The sequence below is a fragment of the Bifidobacterium sp. MSTE12 genome (genome assembly GCF_000513015.1).
GTDB classification, from domain to species: Bacteria; Actinomycetota; Actinomycetes; order Actinomycetales; family Bifidobacteriaceae; genus Bifidobacterium; species Bifidobacterium dentium.
Genome location: NZ_AZYA01000018.1, coordinates 1 through 17,498, shown reverse-complemented (window position 1 = coordinate 17,498; position 17,498 = coordinate 1). Strand labels below are relative to the sequence as shown.

General features: G+C 51.5%; 13 protein-coding genes. 9 read left to right on the top strand and 4 right to left on the bottom strand.

All coding sequences use genetic code 11. The features are described from left to right. The 9 genes from cps2T to HMPREF1494_RS05125 form a co-directional block, all read left to right on the top strand. A partial coding sequence (gene cps2T, locus HMPREF1494_RS05165; RefSeq protein WP_231495336.1) for a beta 1-4 rhamnosyltransferase Cps2T occupies positions 1-1,212 on the top strand: 1,212 nt, incomplete at its 5' end. Beyond that, positions 1,209-2,156 carry a glycosyltransferase family 2 protein gene (locus HMPREF1494_RS05160; protein WP_003841019.1) on the top strand — a complete coding sequence of 316 codons (948 nt, stop codon included), beginning with the start codon at positions 1,209-1,211 and terminating at the stop codon, positions 2,154-2,156. The genes cps2T and HMPREF1494_RS05160, both read left to right, overlap by 4 nt. 13 nt (positions 2,157-2,169) lie before the next feature. Continuing rightward, a complete protein-coding gene (locus HMPREF1494_RS05155; RefSeq protein ID WP_034520493.1) occupies positions 2,170-3,444 on the top strand; it encodes a hypothetical protein in 1,275 nt (424 codons plus the stop codon). Next, positions 3,437-4,624, top strand: a complete 1,188-nt coding sequence (locus HMPREF1494_RS05150) for a polysaccharide pyruvyl transferase family protein (protein ID WP_034520490.1) — start codon at positions 3,437-3,439, stop codon at positions 4,622-4,624. The genes HMPREF1494_RS05155 and HMPREF1494_RS05150 overlap by 8 nt, the downstream gene beginning before the upstream one ends. Positions 4,625-4,636: 12 nt before the next feature. Beyond that, positions 4,637-5,500 (top strand): SDR family NAD(P)-dependent oxidoreductase, encoded by an 864-nt coding sequence (locus HMPREF1494_RS05145; RefSeq protein WP_034520487.1) that lies wholly within the window; start codon positions 4,637-4,639, stop codon positions 5,498-5,500. A 27-nt stretch (positions 5,501-5,527) separates the two neighbouring features. Beyond that, positions 5,528-7,273: a thiamine pyrophosphate-binding protein gene (locus tag HMPREF1494_RS05140; protein WP_034520484.1), complete on the top strand. Its 1,746-nt coding sequence runs from the start codon at positions 5,528-5,530 to the stop codon at positions 7,271-7,273. 147 nt (positions 7,274-7,420) lie between these two features. Beyond that, positions 7,421-8,863 (top strand): lipopolysaccharide biosynthesis protein, encoded by a 1,443-nt coding sequence (locus HMPREF1494_RS05135; RefSeq protein WP_034520480.1) that lies wholly within the window; start codon positions 7,421-7,423, stop codon positions 8,861-8,863. 274 nt (positions 8,864-9,137) lie between these two features. Then, complete coding sequence (locus HMPREF1494_RS05130) at positions 9,138-9,716, top strand: helix-turn-helix domain-containing protein (RefSeq protein ID WP_034520476.1); 579 nt, start codon at positions 9,138-9,140, stop codon at positions 9,714-9,716. Then, on the top strand, positions 9,713-11,014 hold the full coding sequence (locus HMPREF1494_RS05125) for a type II toxin-antitoxin system HipA family toxin (protein WP_034520470.1): 1,302 nt from the start codon (positions 9,713-9,715) through the stop codon (positions 11,012-11,014). The genes HMPREF1494_RS05130 and HMPREF1494_RS05125 overlap by 4 nt, the downstream gene beginning before the upstream one ends. Positions 11,015-11,023: 9 nt before the next feature. Here the strand turns inward: HMPREF1494_RS05125 and HMPREF1494_RS05120 are convergent, their stop codons facing one another. From HMPREF1494_RS05120 to HMPREF1494_RS05105, 4 genes are all read right to left on the bottom strand, one after another. After that, positions 11,024-12,385, bottom strand: coding sequence for an ATP-binding protein (locus HMPREF1494_RS05120; protein WP_034520467.1), 1,362 nt, complete (start codon positions 12,383-12,385; stop codon positions 11,024-11,026). A gap of 179 nt (positions 12,386-12,564) precedes the next feature. After that, complete coding sequence (locus HMPREF1494_RS05115) at positions 12,565-13,527, bottom strand: class C sortase (RefSeq protein ID WP_034520464.1); 963 nt, start codon at positions 13,525-13,527, stop codon at positions 12,565-12,567. Between the two features lie 55 nt (positions 13,528-13,582). Continuing rightward, complete coding sequence (locus tag HMPREF1494_RS05110; RefSeq protein ID WP_003844640.1) at positions 13,583-15,028, bottom strand: SpaH/EbpB family LPXTG-anchored major pilin; 1,446 nt, start codon at positions 15,026-15,028, stop codon at positions 13,583-13,585. 48 nt (positions 15,029-15,076) lie between these two features. Continuing rightward, positions 15,077-17,452 carry a Spy0128 family protein gene (locus HMPREF1494_RS05105; RefSeq protein WP_231495335.1) on the bottom strand — a complete coding sequence of 792 codons (2,376 nt, stop codon included), beginning with the start codon at positions 17,450-17,452 and terminating at the stop codon, positions 15,077-15,079. Positions 17,453-17,498 lie beyond the last annotated feature (46 nt).

Below are 17,498 nucleotides of genomic sequence, written 5' to 3'. Positions count from 1 at the left end.
GCCGATAACGGCCGCTATGTAGAGACATCAGACGGCGTTCAACATGTGTTCGTTGTGGGATCAAAGGGCATCCCGGGTAACTATGGAGGATACGAGACCTTTGTGGATCGGCTGACCGAATACCATCAAAGCGTCCCCCTGCTGAAGTATCACGTGGCCTGCAAGGCCAAGGACTCCAAGACCTTCGAATACCACAACGCCGACTGCTTCAACGTGAAGGTACCTGATATTGGCCCGGCGCAAGCCATCTATTATGACGTGGCCGCACTGCAGCATTGCGTCAACTACATCCGCGCGAATCGCATCCCGCATCCGATTGTTTATGTTCTCGCATGCCGCATCGGACCGTTCGCAGCCCACTTCCATCGCGTGATCCGCAAGCTCGGTGGCAAGCTGTACATCAACCCGGACGGCCACGAGTGGATGCGCGCCAAGTGGAGCGCACCGGTACGCAGGTATTGGAAGATCTCCGAACAGCTCATGGCCAAGCACTGCGACCTGCTGATCTGTGACAGCAAGAACATCGAGAAGTACATCCACGACGAGTACGGCAAGTACGATCCGAAAACCACGTTCATCGCGTACGGCGCCGAGACCCGCAAGAGCTCACTGGCGGACGATGACCCGAAACTGCTTGGCTGGTATACGGAGAAAGGCCTCAGCCCGAAGGGCTACTACCTGGTGGTCGGACGTTTCGTGCCGGAAAACAACTACGAGACCATGATCCGCGAGTTCATGCAAAGCGGGTCCGAGCGCGACTTCGCGCTCATCACCAATGTGAGCGACAGGTTCCTGGAGGAGCTCAAGGAGAAGACCCGTTTCGACCGGGATCCGCGCATCAAGTTCGTGGGCACCGTATACGACCAGGAACTCCTCATGAAGATCCGTGAGAACGCGTACGCATACTTCCACGGCCATGAGGTCGGCGGCACCAACCCGAGTCTGCTCGAGGCGCTCGGCTCCACGGACCTGAACCTGCTGTTGAACGTCGGCTTCAACCGCGAGGTTGCCGAGGATTCCGCTCTCTATTGGAGCAAGCAGCCGGGCGATCTGGCCGGGCTGATCGACCGCGCCGACCGCATGAGCGCTGCGGAGATCACCGAGCTGGGCAGACTCTCCACGCAACGCATCCGGAACGCCTACAGCTGGCAACACATCGCAGACGAATACGAACAGGTGTTTACGAGTAATTCCATGGAGCAACATCAATGAGTCAACAAGTGGCAATCCTTCTGGCGAGTTACAACGGCGAGCAATTCATACGAGCGCAAATCGACTCAATCCTCTCCCAGAGCTGCAATGATTGGCATCTATTTATCAGAGACGACGATTCCACTGACAGCACCTTCGCCATCGAACAGGAATATGCCAATCGCTATCCCCAACAGATAACGATTGTGAACGCTCCCAGCGCCAAGCACAGTTCCAAACATAACTTCTGGACACTGTCCCAATACGTGTTAGATAAAACCGATTCCGAATACGTTATGTTCTGCGATCAAGACGATGTCTGGACACAGTCGAAAGTCGAAGATACGCTCCGTGCGATGAAATCCGCCGAACAGAGGTTCCAAGATCGGCGAATCCTAGTTCACACGGACCTCGAAGTGGTGGACAAAGATCTCAATGTCTTAGGCGATTCCTTTATCAAGTACCGAGCTTTAGATCCGTCTTGCACCGAAGTCAACAGGATTGTTGTGCAGAACAACGTCACGGGCTGTACGACAATGCTCAGCAGAAAGCTCCTACAGAAAGCACTCGAGCTCAACGACATCGAGAAAATCGCCATGCATGATTGGTGGTTTTCTCTGGTGGCATCCGTATTCGGTCATATTGTCTTTCTCAACAAATCTACAATTAAATATCGCCAACATGGTGGCAATGTTGTTGGAGCGACAAAAGTCAATAGCCCGTCATTCATCTTAAAAAGACTCTCCGGAAGCAACCACGTCAAAAAAACATTACGGATGGCCGTTAAACAAGCGGGGGTTTTCCTTGATACGTACCATGACATACCGTCAGATGATCGAAATACGTTATCTGAGTTTGCAAATCTGTATAAGAAATCAAAGATACGTCGAGTTTCTCTTATCATAAGAAAACGATATTTAAAGCAAGGCCCTATTCAAATTATCGGTGAGCTTCTCTTTATCTAATAATGGTAAAACAATGAGCACCAATCAATTCAGATTTTCCTCGACCAATCTATTCAGCCATCTCCTGTTCTTCATTGGGATTTTTTCTTGCATCCCGGTTCTCAGAATTGGGCATTACAGCATATACGTATGGCTCATGGCGCTTGCCGTGCCCCTGCTGATCATAACCGGCAGGTTTAGAATGAGGCGCACACCCTTGATGCCTCTTCTCTTTTCCGCGTGCATTACTTTCTTTTTCACATATTCAACGCTTCCCGAAGCATATGGCGAAAATAATTTTAAAGGTTTACTCAGCATACTACTTGTCTTCATAGTTTCGGCATCTCTTCTTCTAGACAGCAAAGATTCTGAAAGAGTCATATCTGGTGTTCTGATTGCCGGAAAAATAAATATAATCTGGATATTTCTACAAACCATATTCTGGGGCATCCTGAAAACCGATCTTAATGATCTTGTTTTCAACCAGACCCTCCATATGGTCGAAAACGCATCACAATATAAAGCATCTGGGTTAGTATCAACCGGGCTCTGTTGGAACGCCGGAGGAATTGCGGCAGCGATCATCCTAGTTTTCGCGTTTGAAAGCGTTCAATGGAAAATCCTTGCACTAATCTCAGGTTTTTTAACACAAAGCAGCACAACAATCATTGGCGTCGTTGTAGTTATGCTGTTTTTCTTTTTCCAATACATCACGTCAGAGAAAATCAAAGAAAAAATCAAACTTCGAAATTTTCTTATCTCTTTCACTATTATTGGCATGGGTATATCGTTACTTGTTTTTGTCCCAAAAATTCAAAGCATGCTTGATAAGGTCATAGGAACATCTATAGATAGATTAAACATGATATTCAACGAGGGATCCCAGTTGGATTCCAGTGCGGCCGCCCATTTTAATTACTATTCCAATCTCCCGGATTTAATTCACCAGATGAACAGTGGGCAATTATTCTTCGGACATGGAATTGATTGTTCAGGCTTACCGTACACGAAATTGACTCGTCAATATTTTTGGCTAGATTCTTGGTTCCTAGAAAGCGATATAGCGAACACTTTTCTTGGAATGGGACTTTTAGGTATCACATCACTTTATTTTTTCCTTTTCTACATAGCAGTTAAGAGATGGGCTGACTCTAAAATCGTCTTCATAGTTATACTTTCTTATATCATATGCGGATATTTTTACGACGTTCAATCTGTAACTTATTATTGGTTGCTATTTATAGAATTTGCATTACTCAATTACAAAACACACATGAAGGAACGCAAAAAGGAGTTACCGAATGAATAAAAACGTTATCCGTATCGTTCTATGCGGTTTGAGCTTCAGTTCCCCTAATCTTGGATGCAGCGCTCTGGCATATGCTTTCCGTGAACTGCTACTGGAGATGTTTGAGGGTAGCGGAACACAACTCAAACTCGCTGTTCTATCGAATGTTGATTGTGCTGACTATGTTGCCGTCAAAAAAAGCTGGGTAACTGAAGAAGTAATCAGATACTCATTCAAAAATCTAGCCTCAATGAAACTAGCAAGACAAAAGATCGCGCACAGTGATGTGGTCATTGATTTCACGGAAGGAGACAGCTTCTCGGACATCTACGGGCTCAAGAGATTCGCTCTAACCTCATTCTTCAAGGTCGTGGCCATCAGAAAAGCAGGATGCCTTGTCTTGGGTCCACAAACATACGGCCCATTCAACAGTGGGCTGGTCAAAAGGATCGCCCGATGGCTCATAGTATCGGCGGATAGAGTTTATGCGCGCGATAAGAAATCCGCAAGATTGGTCAAAGACATGACCGGCACGGACGTAATTACCACGACGGATGTGGCTTTTGCCTTGCCAAAAGATCAAGTGCAGCTTAAGGACCATGGCCCGCGCTTCGGTCTAAATGTATCGGGATTGCTTTGGACTGGCGGATATACGGAGTCCAACCAATTCGGCTTGACGGTTAACTACCGTGAGTACATCAAACAGATCATTCCCGAAATCACCAAGCGGGGCTATACCGTTCACCTCATCCCGCACGTGGTGGGTAGCCTGTATCCGGAGTGCGACTCTCCCATATGCAAAGAACTGTCAGAACAGTATGAGCATTGCATCCTAGCACCGGACTTCAAATCACCGATGCAGGCAAAAGGCTATATCTCCAACATGGACGTTTTTTCCGGCGCAAGAATGCATGCCACAGTCGGTGCATTCTCTTCCGGAGTGGCGACCCTGCCCTTCTCGTACAGTCCAAAATTCGAGGGGCTGTATGAGTCAATCGGATATCCTTTCTCAATCAATGGCAGAAAGCTGTCCACAGAAGAAGCCATCAAGGTGACGCTGCAATATCTCGACAACCCCTCGGAATTGCGCGAGGCACAACGTTTCGCTCTCGACAAGGCGAAACAGAATCTTGACGCGTTCTCCACCGACCTCAAAACCTGGCTGGATCACTCCGTATTAGCCGCCGACTCAGGGCGTTAGATTGGGAATCGCATGATCAAACAAGTCGGTAAAGCCGCCCTACGATTGTCACGCGCCTGCTCTGCGTTTATCCAAACGCTTAAAGCAGGCGGAGTCAACACCATCGCGCTCAATCAAATCCAAAATCATGATGCCTTATCGGGAAAACGCATTGTCATCACCGGAGGAGGATCAGGCATCGGATTCGCCATTGCGAAGCAGTGCGTCGAATCAGGTGCGACAGTTCTCATCACAGGCCGGAACGAGAAGAAACTCAAGACGGCCGCAGCGAAGTTGGATGAAAAACGGATGCGCTATCTCGTATGGGACATAGCCGACTCCTCACAAGCCGACGCCAAAGTCGCGCAGTGCGTCGATCTGCTCGATGGACATGTTGACGCAGTCATCAATAATGCCGGCATGCAACCGCATGAGTTCTTTCCGAACGTAAGTGTCGATGAATGGAATCGGATATACGAGACCAACAGCCGCGGTACGTTCTTCGCCTCTCAGGCTTTTTGCAAACATTGGATGGAACACCCTTCACATTCCTACCGTCATCTCGTCAATATCTCTTCACAGGGAGGATTCGTCGGCGCCACCTACCCTTATCGCATGTCCAAATGGGACATACGCGGCCTGACGGTAGGACTCGGTCTTCAGATGGCCCCTTATGGCGTGCTTGTGAATGGCGTTGCGCCAGGCGTGGTGAAAACCGCAATGCAAGGCTTTGCCATGAAGCAGGGCGATAACGGCTACTGTAATCAGAACCCGCTCGGGCGGGTGGCGCTTCCCGAAGAGATTGCGCAATTCGTTGTATTCATGTTGAGCGGCGCCTGCAATTTTATGGTGGGGCAAACCGTTGTGCTCGACGGCGGCTATTCGCTGAAAAACTGATTCTTTTAGGAACAATTGGAGAACGCTATGCCAAATAACATGGAAAACATCAGCATCGTAACGCGTCTGCTGAAAGCAAACGGAATCAACCACGTGGTCATCAGTCCCGGAGGAACCAACATCGCCTTCATCAAGGCCTTGCAGAACGATCCGTTCTTCACCTGTCATTCCGTTGTCGATGAACGGAGTGCAGCATACTTTGCCATTGGCATCTATCTTCAGACCGGCATCCCGGTCGCCTTGTGCTGCACCAGCGCCCAAGCAACGCGAAATTATGTTCCGGGGCTCACCGAAGCCTACTACAAACGCGTTCCGCTGTTTGTCATCTCCATGCAAAAACATCCTCGTTTCACCTATCAGGAATACATGCAGGCACCCGATCAAGGGTCATTGCCCGCCGACAGCGTCAAGAAATCATTTACGCTACCGTATATTTCTGATGTCAACGATGTCTATCACAGCATTCGAATGGCTAATCAGGCCATCCAAGAGCTTACTCACAATGGGTTTGGACCGGTTCAATTGTGTGTTCCGTGGCTTGACTTTCCCTTAGGAAACGAGGAGCCGATCCTGCGATGCGTGCAAAGGCACGGAACGGAAGACTGCTGGAATCTGCCGCTGAAGGGGAAAAAAGTGATGGTCGTCATTGGCGAGCATCGTCCTTTCAACGCACGCATACACAAGCTCATCAACGATTTCTGTGAGCGCTGGGGAGCGGTCGTATACGCGAATCTGTTGTCGAACTTCCATTCTCCATACTGTGTCGCCACGAACATGCTGATGTCTTCGCTGAGCATGGAGACATTCGGCCAAATGGCGCCGGATATCATGATTACCATTGGTGGCCAGACCGGCGACTACCCGTTGTACAGAATGATTTCAAAACCGGAGTTCGCCTCCATTGAGCATTGGCGTATCGCCGAAGATGGCAACGTCGTTGACACATACGACAAGCTTACCGAGGTGTTCCAGTGTTCCGAAGATTTCTTCTTCGAAAGGGCATGCTCTGTCGAGGATGATCAGGCTCGTAACGACGATGCGTATATCGATCAGTGGCGTGGTCTGCTTTCGAACGTTACGACTCGTGTTCAGGTGCCGTTTTCGAATGCCGCCATCGCGCAATACATGTCATCGCGTATTCCTGTACAAAGCACCATCCAGCTTTCGATCCTCAATAGCCTGCGAGTATGGGAACTTTTTACGTTCGATGATTCCATAACGTTTTTCTCGAATGTGGGAGCATTTGGCATCGATGGCGGCATGTCCACGCTTATCGGCCAGAGCTTTGCAACGGAGGATCTGTGCATTATGGTCACCGGCGATTTGGCATTCCTGTATGACATCAACTCTCTGTCGATCAGGGGCGTGAAACCCAATGTCAGAATACTGTTGATCAACAATAATGGCGGATTCGAGTTCAAATTAGGCGTTGGCCATGACGAGGATGTGGATCGTTACATCGCAGCCGGCGGACATTTCAAGACCGCCTCAGGTTGGGCTAGCGACTGTGGATTCACCTATATGAGCGCTTCATCGATGGATGAATTCGAACAACTGAGCGAAGCGTTCCTCGCAGATTCCTCTAAACCCGTTGTTTTGGAGGTGTTCGTGTCTGACGACAATGAGAACGAAGCATATCAGAGGTTGATTGAGGCGAATCAGATGCTTTCTTTTTCTGAATCGGTAAAGAAGCGTATGAAGCAATCAATCAAACGAGTGATCGGTGCCGGGAACGCACGTCAGGCCGCTTCGTTATTCACCGGACGGAAATAAGGCATTGAACGAGTAACTCGCAATGTCGGCTGATCGTGACGCATGACCAAGAAGCGAAGCATGCATGCCTTCGAGTGTTCTGACGCAATACGTCGACGAATGTTATTGGCTTAATTGACGTTTTATCTGAAATGGCAAGGCTTTAGGATGGGCAAGTACAGACGGCTGGTTCTCAATACCGTTTTATTCGCGATCAATGCCGTGGCGACAAAACTGATTACTTTTTTCCTGGTTCCCCTATACACCTACTACATGAGTGCCGGGGAATACGGTCTTACCGACATGTCCCTCACGGTCATCAACCTTGCAATGCCTCTTGCGACATTCTCCATCGCGGAGGCAGCGGTTCGTTTTATTGTGGGTGACCAAGATAAAAAGGATGAATATGTTGCGATATCGATTTCGATAACGCTTCTCTCCGTAGTGCTGGTAACGCTTTTCTCTCCGATTCTTGACTTGGATGCTTTTGGCGGCCTCGGTAATTACAAAGCATGGTTCATCCTTGCCTATGCGACCAGCGCGATTATGAATCTTTGCGGCGAAGTCGCCCGAGGCATGGGTGAGGTGAAACTCATTCCAATATGTGCCGGGGTTTCCTCTGTCACCACGCTTGTTCTTGCTTGTCTTTCCATCGGGCAACTGGGAATGGGCATTACCGGATACTTTATTTCGGTATCAGTCGGCCCAATGCTTGCAATCATGCTCTACATGAGTTTTGGAAGGCTGACGAAGGCCTTCCTGAGCGGAGCCAGGCATATGACGAAACTCGCCGTGAACGATTCATGGAAGATCATTCGCCCTATGCTCATCTATGCGCTCCCGTTGATTCCCAACAATCTCTTTTGGTGGTTGAGCTCGGGCATCAATCGACTGTTCATTACCGGAATGCTGGGCATTGCAGCATCGGGCATGTTCGCTGCCGCTTCTAAAATTCCTGGTCTTCTCAACACTGCCTACATGGTGTTTCAGCAAGCATGGCAATTATCCGCATATCAAGAATCCGGCAGCAAAGGACTTGGAAAATTCTTCTCTTCAGTATTCTGTGCCCTGCAAGCCGCACTTACCGTGATGTGCGCGTTGCTATCGCTTTTCGCGCCTTTCATAGCATCCATCATGCTGCAGGGAGAAACCTATGTTGCATGGCCGATGATCAGCATCCTACTGATTTCCAATCTCTTCAGTGTGTTCGCGTCGTTCTATGGAACGGTCTATTCGACCACAATGCACACCTCCTTTGTCATGAAAACCACGATGTTCGGGGCAATTGCGTGCGTAGTCCTAACTCCTCTCCTCATTCCCGTATTAGGAACAACGGGAGCGTGCATCGCCTCTGCCTTAGGGCAGATGCTGGTGTTCATGATGCGAGTCGTTGATGCCGGACGATATATCCGGATTACAGTTGGATGGCGCTATCTGGCACCCACTCTCGCGCTGCTCGTCTTTCAGGCATCGGCAATATCTTGGCAGATTACCGGCTGGAATATCGTTTCTTGCGTATGTACGGTATTGGTAACAGCAATTCAGATAACCCACGTTGCCACTAGCCTTCCTCAAATCAGAGCGATCCGCGGGAATAAGACGCGGGCATAATTTCGGCAGCACCCGCCTCTCGATCTTCATCGACACTGTATCCGACATCTCAGTGCCGAGTGCAGCCCTGATCCGACCATAACCGGAACACGTTTGAACACGTCATCCATCGACGAATCAGTCCGGCTCTCGCAAACAACAAGCAACGAACTATCGAATGTTTGGATAATCAAACAAAAAACGATATGTTCGATTATCCAAACATCAAATATATGATAATGTTTGATTATTCAAACAACAATATGGATGTACGGAAAATCGAACAGGACGGAAGATGACCGATTTTCAAACGGAGATCAGCTCTCTCACACAGCTCTCCACGTCACTGCAGGATGCGCGAATCACCAACAACATGACGCAGACCGAGCTCGCAACAGCCACAGGAATCCCCCGTCCTTGGATCAACCAGCTGGAACACGGGCATATCGCCAACCCCAGCTTCACCAGAATCCTGAAAATCATGGCCGCCCTCAAAATGAGCATATCCGTAAACTATGTCGTCACCGACACCCCACAAGACGGCCCAAGACAGGACGTCAAACAACCTGCACCAACCGAAACCAGTCCATCAGGCCAAACCTACGCGCAGGTTGCAAAAGGCCTTTCGAGCTCCGTCGAGACACTTCCCATGACCCAATTGAAGGAAGCCCTGGCGAAATTCAACAGTTCCTTACAGCCACATTTCACTGAAGAACTTAGCAAAACGATGCAGAACGTCCTCGCATTTTATGACCGCGACTTCTTCGACACCTACAGTGTCATGCTAGACAGATCAAAACAGGTCACCCAGCAAGCCAAAGATCTTGAGAGAAGCACCCACAACGACTTGGATGACGGAGAAACGCGACAATGACCGACAAAACACTTATCGTGCTACTTGAAGGACAAAGAATCGGCGTTTTACAGGAAAACGCTGCCGGGAAACATTCCTTCATTTACGACAAACATGCACCGGGGCAGCTTTCTCTATCCCTGCCAAGAAGATCGGAACCATGGACCGGCAATCCGGTCGAAGCCTATATAGACGGCGTTCTACCCGATAATCCAGAAATGCGCAGGACAATTGGCCGGCTTCACGGAGTCAACGGCAACAATCCTTTCGCTCTGCTCACCGTAATCGGTCTGGATTGCGCCGGTGGAGCACAATTTGTACTACCAGAGCAACTTGAATCAGTTGAGAATAGCGAATATTCACTCACCCCGATCTCGGAAGAGGAAATCGAGAAACGTCTCAAAGCCATCACAGATACACATCAAGCTTCTTGGCAGGTCTCAGACGAACATTGGTCCCTGAACGGTGCACAAGACAAAATCGCACTTCATCATATCGATGAAATTTGGTATGAGGCAAAGGGAGCCGCACCGACGACACATATCATCAAGCCGGGCATACATACCTTGCATGAGCAGGCGTTCAATGAATACATCTGTTTAAAGACCTTAAATGAAATGGGAATCCCTGTTGCGCAAACTTCGTTTAAAACGTTTGGCAGCACTCCGGCACTCGTGAGTGCGCGCTGGGACCGTAGGGTCGTGGACCGCAACGGCCGCTCTGTCGTCGCTCGAATCCATCAGGAAGATTTTTGCCAAGCGACGGCGCATCCAACCGCAAACAAGTACCAATCCGAGGGAGGTCCTTCCGCTCAAGATATCATTCAGTGCATGCGGGCCAACGGCCTCGATGAAACAGAAATAAAGTTGTTCTACATGGCGCTTGTCATTAATTTCCTCATTGCGGGAACCGACGCCCATGCGAAGAATTACGCATTGCTTGAGCCGGTTGGCGAAAAACCGACATTTGCGCCACTCTACGACATAGCATCCATGTTCGCTTATCAAACTCAGCGCAAACAGCGCAAACTGGCCATGAGTATTGGTGGTGAATACAACTACGAAAGAATCGAGCTCAAACATTGGGAAAAGCTCACTGCCCCGTTTGGAGCGGATGATTGGGAATTCTGCCGTTCCGCACTTAAAGCACTCAGCCAGACCCTGCCATTCGCTTTTATAGTAACGGCGCAAAACTGCTTACAAGAAATATCGTCTTTTGACCCATCCCCAGAGACAAGGTCAAATAGAGGAATGCTGATACGGCACATAGCAAACGGAATCATTGGTCAGTGCCGACGAGTCGAAGCTTGGTTCGAATAAAGTATTCGCCTATTGCCGTAAGGCGCTGAGATCCAAATCGAAGATCATCGATTCCGGCCGACGCTCCGGTTCGAGGAACATGCTCATATACAGCGGAAGGTAGGTAATCCGACCATCCTGCCGAACGTTGCCTTTGCACAGCACATATGCTTTGTTCAACGCCCAATCATCAACCGCAAGCACATTATCCAACGCTTTGTGCTTTGTCCAATCATTGCCTGACTTCACTTCGACAGGTAACACGATTCTGCCACTCTGTACCATGAAATCGACCTCGCCAAGACGATTCGTATTGAAATAATACAGGTCGAAACCATGCGCACGTAGCTCCTGGGCCACGACATTCTCCATGATTGCGCCCATATTCACGTCAAGGTTTCCCTGCAGTAGATCATATTGGATGCCGCCCATGGATGCCGTACATAGCAGACCGGTATCACTGAGAAACAGTTTGAACAGGCTGTGATTGCCGTTGCCTTCCAATGGCGGAACCGGCTCCTTGACGTTGTAACAGGGCAAGGCCACACCAGCATCCGCCAACCATAGGAAGCTACTGGCATAACGATTCTGCCGAGCATTTTTAGAAAGATCCGCAAGCACGAATCGACGATTCTTGTCATCAAGTTGGGAAGGAATGGCATCAAAAATCGACCGAATCTTCGTTCTGTCCTTATCATCCGCATATTTGGCGATGTCAAGACGATACAAGGCCAACAGGTCGGACTGCAAGGCGATTACCTGCGCGATATCGTGAGTATCCACATACCTTTGAACCACGTCAGGCATGCCACCCACTACAACATACGCCTGGAACAGGCGCATCATGGTGTCATGCACCGAATTGCTGACGGGTTCGTTCCCGTTGAAGCGGTCTCGAAGCATATCAATGGTCGATTCCTGCACACCATTGGCCAAGCAGAATTCTTCGAAGTCCAATGGATACATGCGTAGTTGCTCTTCAAATCCTACCGGGTAAGAAGCCACTTGCTTATTCTTCACGCCCAACAAAGAGCCCGTTTCCACATAGTCAAAACGACCATCCTCCACCAGGAACTTGATGGCGGTACGCGCCGATGGGCACTCTTGGATTTCATCCAACAGAATCAATGTATGCCCTGGCTCCAATTGGGTCTGCAGATACGCAGTGAGGTTGGAGATAACGGCATCCGCACTCAGAGATCCGTCGAACACCGATGCGGCTCTGGGATCTTCCAGAAAATTCAACTCGGCAAAACGCCTGTAGTGATGTTTAGCGAACTCACGAACCAACGTCGTCTTACCGATCTGCCTGGCACCGGTAATCATCAACGCTTTCCGCGCATCGGTCCGCTTCCAGTGCTCCAGACGTTCCCACGCCTTGCGTTTCAGCATCACTCCACCTCGCAAAACTCGACTACCGTAACGGAATCCGTGTCAATCAGTATATCAACTGCCACGTTTTCCGTAACGTTTTACATGGCTTTCGGGTGGCTTTCCGTAACGTTTTACACGGTTTTTAGGTGGCAAACCGCCACGTTTTACAAGAATGGCTGCCGTTGAGGCGCGTGCATCTAGCCTTTCGACCGTCGCGCCCGGGTTCGGGTACGCTTCCGGCGCTTGCGAATCCAGCCGACCAGGCACGCAACCACGAGAATACCGACGGCGGCCAACGCCCCGGCAATCGCATAGACCCAAAGATGACGCGGCAACTCGGCAGGCGGCGTCACGGAACGTACGGATGGTCTTTCGGAGGCATTCCATCCTGCGGGCACCGTGGTGCGTTCGGCATGGACGAGCAGACGATGGGTGTTCACACCGTAGGGCGTACAGGTCACGAGCGTCACCAGATCGCGGCCCTCCTCCGTAGTGAGGCTATCCACCTCACTCGGCAGTACGACTTCGGTGGAATAGACCTTATAGGCATGATCCTCCCCCAAAACGCGGATGATGAACCAATCACCCTTCTTGAGTTCGTCAAGCCGATCGAACAGTCGCGCCGTGGGAAGTCCCGTATGTCCGGCCAAGACACTATGGGTGGAGTCACCTCCGATGGGTACCGAAGTGTTCACCACGTGCCCCACTCCATGCGAAAGCGGCTCTTCTGTGGTGTAGTGGTAGATGGGCAGGTCAACGCTGATGGAAGGAATGATCAGCTCTGCCATGACTCCATCACCGGCGACGTTGAGCACACTCTCGTACTCGTCGTTGCCAGGGGAAGCATCATCTTGGTCGAAAGGGTCGACCACTCGCGAACTACCGTCGCGCAAATGGGCGTTGTATGCTTCCGCCTTCGCCTTTTCCGCGGAGAGATCCGCGGGTTTCAAGGCAGCGACCGTCTGCTGCTGAGTATTGCTCACAGCATCCTGCGCACGCTGATTAAGCCAGTCACTGACGAATGGGTAGCTTATCAGCGCAAGCCCCGCTAGCAGAATCAGGCTGGCGGCGGCAAGTCGCAGACGGCGCCTTCGTCTCAAGCGTTTTTTGGTACCGGACACGGCAAAAGCAGGGGAACCCGAAGGTCCCCCTGCTTTCATGGCGTGCCTTGCATGTTGTGCAGACGACAAGGTCTTCAGCCCGCCTGAGTGCTTCTTAGAGCTCTTGCTTGCGAGAGCGCAGGAAGAAGACGATACCCACTGCCAGCAGGGCCACACCGCCGGCGGTCAGGGCAAAGGTGCCCGCCGCACCGGTGATCGGGAGAGCCGGCTGCTTCGGATCGACGACGTTCACCGACGAAACCAGGTAGTTGTTTTCGACAACGGCGGTGGCCGGGTTGTCCTGGGTGCAGGACGCCTCGTTCAGCGTGAACGTCTGGTCGGCGACCTTGCTGAAGCCTGCCGGCACCACGGTCTCGGTAACGGTGTAGGTGCCTTCGCCGAGATCCTCGAAGTACACATAGCCGTTCTCGTCGGAGGTGGAGGTCAGCGTAGTGGTGGAACCATCCTTGTTGGTGACCTTCAGCTCGAAAACGGCACCCTTCAGGGCGTTGCCATCAGGATCGGTCTTCTTGAACACGAAACCGTAGGTCTTGACCTTGGTCTTGCTGTCCGGAGTGACGGTCGTGGAGGTGTACGGGTTCGGGTTGAAGGTGACGGTGGCGGTGTTGCCGGTCACGTCATTGGCATCGTGAGAGAAGGCAGCCGAGGTGAGCTTGGCGTTGTAGGTGACCGTGATAGCCTCACCCGGGTGAGCCAGCACGTAAGCCTTGGCGAACTTGATGGTGTAGCCGTTGGTAGCCGCAGTGATGGTGTAGTCAGTACCGGAAACGGCAGCCACACCATTGATCTTGATGGACGTGGTGTCGATTTCAAGACCGGCGGTCGGCTGATCGTTGATTTCGAAGGTGGCATCCTTGGAGTCGGCCGGGTAGTTCGGAACGACGGTTTCCACCTTGAACGGGACCATATCGCCCACGCTGTACTTGTCGGTGGACTCCTTGTATTCGGAGCCGACACCCTTCTTGATGGTCACATCGGTCTTCTTGACGTCGATGGTCTGGGCCGGGTGAGCATCATAGGTTCCGGAGGCATTGGCCACCGGGCTCGCGTCGACGACCATGTTCTGGTAGACGCGGGTCTGGCCGCTCGTGCTCGTCACGCGCACAAGGTAGTAGCCGCTACCAAGCGTAAGCGTGGCCGAGGTGCCGGAAGCGGTGGCGCTGGCCGCCGCAGTCGTACCGGCGTCAGCGAACGCCTTCGCGATGGCGCTGGCGGCATTCTGCATGTCGCTACCCTGATGGAATGAATTGCCATCGGAAGCAACAACCTTGATCTTATCGATCGAGTCATAGGCAGACGGCAGATTGGCGGCCATCGTGTAGGTAAGGTTGTTCGACGCATCGATATCGGCATCGGCGATGAGGAAGGCCTCCACCGTGTCACCGTCAATCAGATTGTTGATCGTTACCGTGCTATCGGCCACATCGGTCGGGCTCGTCGGGGTAGCGTGCGCCGCGACCGGAGTGAGCACGAACGCCATGGCGATCGCTGCGAGCAAGCCTACCAGCATGCTCATCTTCTGCTTGAGAACGGTTCCCATATCCTTTTCTCCTTTTCTCATCGGGGATGGGAAGATTACATTGATTGCTCAGACCCGGCTGTGCAGTCCTGAGCCTGACCGCCGACGAAGCATGACCGCACCGCCGCCTCCGATGGCCAGAAGGCTTCCGAGGAAGAGCAGTATGGCTGTCGCACCCGAGCCTGCCGTATGGGGCAAGTTGGGAATGGATTCGTCAGCGATAGTAATGGCGGCCACCCCGTCTTTGAGGGGCAGCGCAGCGGTTGTTCCGCCGCTGTCTTTGGTACTCACCGTTCCATCATGTGCAACGGAAATCAGATGAGCCGCAGTATCAAGGTTGTAGCCAGCCGGGGCCTTGGTCTCTTTGAGCCAGTAGTCGGTACCCGGCATAAGGCCGTAGTAGTGGGCCTCTCCGTTGCCATCGGTCGTAACGACGGCGCCCGGAATGGCTGCGGTGAGATTGGCGTCGGAATACACGGTAGCGGGCTGATCATTATCGTCGTAGACACCGTTGCCGTCATCCTTGTAGAGCGTAAATTCCGCACCGGGAAGCAGACTGCCGTCAGTCGACTTCTTGATGACAGTCAGAGGAATCTTGCGCGTGTTCTTGAATACCGGGGCGTTGTCGCCATACGACGGAGTGAGTTTCAGCTTTCCTTCGCCGGCATCCTCCACCGTGACGGTGACGGTCTCGACGTGGGTATCGTACACAACGCCCGGGGTGTTCTCCGCCTGTTCCTCAATGGTGTAGGTGAAGGTCTTACCGACATCACTCAGGGTGTAGTTGATCTCTTTGAAGGTGACGTTGCCAGAGGCGTCGTTCTTCTGCGTGTCGAGCTCGGTTCCGTCCTGATCCTTCAGTGTGAAGGTGAACTGGCCATCCTGCAAGGTGCCACCTTCAAGGTGCTTAATGGCCTTGAGCTGAATCGAGCCCTTGGCTTCATAGGGCACGAACACATGCACGGTGTTGGTGACCTTGGCGTTATTGTTGATCGCCACGGAAGCCTGGTTGGGTACCTTCCAATAAGAGATCCCATTGATGGTCTCACGTTCATACGAATTCAAGTCAGCTGTAGTAGAAACCGGCACCGTGATATGGAATACATGCTCGTCTTCGGCATATCCATGCCCAGTATTCTTCGCCGTAGCCGTGATGGTCTGACCGGAGATGGCAATCTTCCAGTTGTCCGTGACGTCAACGTAGTTCCCCGATACATTCTTCAATACCGTCACCGTGGCGTGCGATGCATCCAAGGCATTATCCAAGGTATCGGTCATGACGATGGAAGACGCCTTGTTGGTGTCAGCCACATAGGGGAACTTTTCGGTGACATCGAAATCAGCGACATCACCACGATTATGAATCTGACGTTCCGGTGACTTTACCGGGGTTGGCCATTCAGGATAGACGGTGACCGAGGAATCGTACCCCATTCCGGTATCGCATCCTTCTCCAGACCACTCAGTAACGAAACTGGGTCCTGCTTTTGCCACGACGGTGGAGATGTCATCCGGTACTTTTGAATCATCCTTTTTACTGGATTTGAACCATGTGGTCCCGCCCTCTTCAGAAACCTTAAGCGTGGTGTTGTTTCCAATCAGCGCAGACTTGTATCCGCTGACCAGTCCTACGCCCTCTCTTCCTGGATGGGTGAAGTCGGCGATTCGGGGGAAAGCATTGGCGCCGTGATGAATAGGCTGGTCGATATCCCAATACGTGACATTGAACTCATTGTCAGACTCGATCGGAGTATCGGTCCCGTCTTTGACCAGCGTGGTCGTGAAGCGCGATTTGATGCCAACATCAAATTCAGAGCTTCCATATCCGGTAAGTGACACAGGATAGCTGTTGGCAACCGCGGCGGCTGCAGGACCAAAGCGGTCTCCCAAATGGAATGGGCAGACAAAAGCGGGTTCTTTAAGGCCAACGGAGTCGAGCTGCCATGCATGCACTGAGTTAAACTCAACGATGGAGCTGATCCTCTCACCGGAGGTGGTGTACCCGATATTGTTGAAGCGCATCTTGAAGCCGCTCCACGTAGAGCCCGAAAGTGTCACTTTGCCGTTATCCGGAGCCCGGTACACCATGTACACACCGCTGTAATACGTATGTATCCAGCGCATTTTCCAGCCGTTTTCCAAATCCACAGGATTACCGTCCTGGTTGGCGGGATCAGCAGGCGTCAGATCGGACACATTGTGCCACGATCCGTTAGCGTAATACTGAGCGGCGCTTTTCCAGTCGATGTTCTTATCGATGTAGACCGTGCCACCAACCGAATTCAGCAAATTATTCGTAGTGGTATACGGCGTGCCGGCATGCGCCGGAGCAGTCGTAAACAAGCAGGAACCCAGCGCCACGATAAGGCTGATGAGTACAACAATGATGTGCTTGGATATTTGGAAGGGTATTCGACTACCGAGGTGACGCTCGCCTGCGTTCATCGCTTCTCTCCTTGCATAAAAAAAGCAGTCATTCATACCCCCCCCC